2 protein-coding genes and 1 riboswitch are annotated in these 3,704 nt (G+C 70.8%); of the genes, one reads left to right on the top strand and one right to left on the bottom strand.

Annotated elements, in window-relative coordinates; all coding sequences use genetic code 11:
* Positions 1-98: 98 nt before the first annotated feature.
* Positions 99-746: a VCBS repeat-containing protein gene (locus LCD35_RS10640; protein WP_224962738.1), complete on the bottom strand. Its 648-nt coding sequence runs from the start codon at positions 744-746 to the stop codon at positions 99-101.
* A 185-nt stretch (positions 747-931) separates the two neighbouring features.
* Positions 932-1,173: riboswitch (cobalamin riboswitch) on the top strand.
* Positions 1,174-1,302: 129 nt separating this feature from the next.
* Here LCD35_RS10640 and metE point away from each other — a divergent pair.
* Positions 1,303-3,591 carry a 5-methyltetrahydropteroyltriglutamate--homocysteine S-methyltransferase gene (metE, locus tag LCD35_RS10635; protein ID WP_224962736.1) on the top strand — a complete coding sequence of 763 codons (2,289 nt, stop codon included), beginning with the start codon at positions 1,303-1,305 and terminating at the stop codon, positions 3,589-3,591.
* Positions 3,592-3,704 lie beyond the last annotated feature (113 nt).

Below are 3,704 nucleotides of genomic sequence, written 5' to 3'. Positions count from 1 at the left end.
CGCCCGCCCCGGCCCCCGGCCCCCCCCCCGCGCCCCCCCGGGCGGGGGGCGCCCGCCCGCCCCCCCCCCCCCCCCCCCCCCCCCCCCACGGCTCCCCCTCAGGAGCAGGATTCGGGCTGCACCCGCAGCACGTCGTCGTCCTTGCCGACACCGGTGAACGAGTAGTCGTCGACCGGCGTGGCCACGCCGTCGCGCACCTCGTAGGCGACCCGGGAACCGTCGTAGGAGGGCTCCGTCGTCTGGCTCTCGTTCGACGCGGCCAAGGTGATCAGGACCCGGCCGTCCGAGCCCGCGGGCGCGCACTCGTAGCCGAGGCGGGCACCGATCCCGCCGCCTTCGTTGATCTTCAGCGGCTCGCCGTCCTGCGTCTTCAGCTCGCGCGGCGCGCCATCGGCACCCAGGTCCCACACGCTGAACCAGGTGGTGTTCGCGCCGACGGACTCCGTCACCAGCAGTTCCTGCCTGCCGTCGCCGTTCACGTCCAGCACCCGCATCGGCTGGGTGCCGAAGGACGGGTCGCCGGTCAGCACGGCCTCGGTCGTACGACCGTCCACAGTGAACTTGAGCGACTGCTTCGCCCCGTCCCCGATGGCGGACAGCTGCGCGGTGTCCGGAGTTCCGTCCCCGTTCAAGTCCACAACGGACGTCTCGCTCGAGTCAGCGGCGGCGATCCCTGCCGGCACCAGCGCCATCGCCGCCACGGCCAGCGCACCGATGCCCACACCCGCCCGAATACCGCTCTTCACCACAGCCGGTTCCTCCCGATCGCTTCGTCGCACCGGGACGGAAGAAATCCGTCCCGCCCCCTCACCTGTTCACAAGACGCACCACCGCGCGGCAGGTTGCCCGCGGCTCGAAAAACCTTCCGGCGGTCGTCGCGGCGCCCGGGTGATCCGGACGGCAGGGCCTTGTCTTCCCGCCAGAAGCAAGTAGCCTCCGAAGTGCTGGTGGTTCGCACAGCCCTGCGAAAGCGGGGGTGCGCGAGGCAAGAGGGAACCCGGTGGAAATCCGGGACTGCCCCGCAGCGGTGAGTGGGAACGAACGCCGTCACCGGTCGCCACGACCGGTCACAGCACTGAGCGCGAGCTCGGGAAGCGACGGCCAGTAGAAGACCCCGGTTCCACCGGGAAGCGCCCACGAGTCCGAAGACCTGCCGCCGGTGCGCGCGTCCTGCGTGACGCGCGCTGTTGCGAGGTCTCGCGGGAAGACCTGGACGAACGAGCCGCCGCGTGCGGCCACGTGTGCCCGGATCCTGCCCGCTCGACCTCGCAGAACTGCCGTCCAGCTCGCGAGGAGAGAGCGTTGACCAGCACAATCGGATCCACCGTGCTCGGGTTCCCCCGGATCGGTCCGAACCGGGAACTCAAGCGGGCGTTGGAGAGCTACTGGAAGTCCCGCACCGGCGAAGCGGAACTGCGCGAAGTCGCGCGCACGCTGCGCACCGACACGTGGCGTTCGCTGCGCGACGCCGGGCTGGACTCGGTGCCGGGAAACACCTTTTCCTACTACGACCAGGTCCTCGACGCCGCCGTCACCTTCGGCGCGGTCCCGCCGCGCTTCGCCGAACTGGGCCTGAACCCGCTCGACACGTACTTCGCGATGGCCCGCGGCGTGGAATCCGCGCCACCGCTGGAGATGACGAAGTGGTTCGACACCAACTACCACTACATCGTCCCGGAGATCGGCCCGGACACCGAGTTCCGGCTGTCCGACCAGACCGTCGTCGACCAGTACCACGAGGCCGCTGAGCTGGGCATCAAGACCCGCCCGGTCGTCGTCGGACCGCTGACGTTCCTGCTGCTGTCCAAACCGCAGGACGGCGCGCCCGCCTCGTTCCGCCCGCTGGACAAGGTCGACGAGCTCGTCACCGCCTACGCCGAACTGCTCGGCGAGCTGCACCGGGCCGGGGTCGAATGGGTGCAGCTGGACGAGCCCGCGTTCACCGCGGACCGCTCGCAGGCCGACCTGGACGCGCTGCGCGCCGCCTACCAGCGGCTCGGCGAGCTCTCGGAACGGCCGAAGATCCTGGTCGCGTCCTACTTCGGCGACCTCGGGGACGCGCTGGGCGTGCTCGCCTCCTCCCCCGTCGAAGCCGTCGGCGTGGACCTCGTCGCCGGGCAGCGCACCGTGGACGAACTCCCGTCGGTGCCCGGGCTGCGGGAGAAGACGCTCGTCGCGGGCCTCGTCGACGGGCGCAACATCTGGCGCACCGACCTGGACAAGGCGCTCACCACCGCCGCCACCCTGCTCGGCCTCGCCGGGGAGGTCGCCGTCAGCACCTCCTGCTCGCTGCTGCACGTGCCCTACGACGTCGACGCGGAAACCGACCTCGACCCGCAGGTCGCGTCCTGGCTGGCGTTCGCCGCGCAGAAGGTCGGCGAGGTCGTCGTCCTCGACCGCGCGCTGCACCAGGGCCGCGACACCGTCGCCGAGCAGCTCGACGACGCGCGGCGGCGCATCGCCGACCGCGCCGGAGCCGACCGGGTGCGCAACAACCGGGTGCAGGCGCGGCTCACCTCGCTCAAACCCGAGCACGCCCAGCGCGGTGACTACGCGAACCGGCTCGCCGCACAGCGCAAGTCGCTGCGGCTGCCGCCGCTGCCGACGACCACCATCGGCTCGTTCCCGCAGACCACCGACGTGCGCAAGGCCCGCGCCGCGTTGCGCTCCGGAAGCATCGACCACGCCACCTACAAGCAGCGGATGCGCGACGAGATCGAACGCGTCATCCGGCTGCAGGAAGACCTCGGACTCGACGTGCTCGTGCACGGCGAACCCGAGCGCAACGACATGGTGCAGTACTTCTCGGAACACATGGACGGGTTCGCCAGCACGCACAACGGCTGGGTGCAGTCCTACGGTTCGCGCTGCGTCCGGCCACCGATCCTCTACGGCGACGTGTCCCGGCCCGAGCCGATCACCGTGGAATGGGCCAAGTACGCGCAGAAACTCACCGCCAAGCCGGTGAAGGGCATGCTGACCGGGCCCGTCACCATCCTCGCCTGGTCCTTCGTGCGCGACGACCAGCCGCTCGGCATCACCGCCGAGCAGGTCGCGCTCGCCATCCGGGACGAGGTCAAGGACCTGGAGAACGCGGGCATCCGGGTGATCCAGGTCGACGAGCCCGCGCTGCGCGAACTGCTGCCGCTGCGCTCCTCGCAGCACCAGGAGTACCTGGACTGGGCGGTGCGCTCGTTCCGGCTCGCCACCTCCGGGATCGCCGAATCCACCCAGATCCACACCCACCTGTGCTATTCGGAGTTCGGCGACGTCATCAACGCCATCGTCGACCTGGACGCCGACGTCACCAGCATCGAAGCCGCCCGGTCCCGGATGGAGGTCCTGGACGACCTCAACGCCGTCGGGTTCGGCCGCGGCGTCGGACCCGGTGTGTACGACATCCACTCGCCCCGGGTCCCGGAAGCCGGGGAGGTCACCGACCTGCTGAAGGCCGCGCTCGCCGCGGTGCCCGCCGAGCGGCTGTGGGTGAACCCCGACTGCGGCCTCAAGACCCGCGGCTACGCCGAGGTCGAGACCGCGCTCAAGAACGTGATCAGCGCTACGGCGGCCGTGCGCCCGGCTGCCGGCTGATCCCGAAGCCGGGGGTGGGTGGTCGCTCTTCCCACCACTGCCCACCCCCGGCCCCCGATCCAGGTCGAGTGAACGGACCGTTCGTCCCATCTAGTTGGTCGAACGGTCCGTTC

Source organism: Saccharopolyspora sp. 6V (genome assembly GCF_020176785.1).
Taxonomy (GTDB): domain Bacteria; phylum Actinomycetota; class Actinomycetes; order Mycobacteriales; family Pseudonocardiaceae; genus Saccharopolyspora_C; species Saccharopolyspora_C gregorii.
Note: the sequence above shows the minus strand (reverse complement) of the source record. Positions and strands in the feature narration are given on the sequence as shown.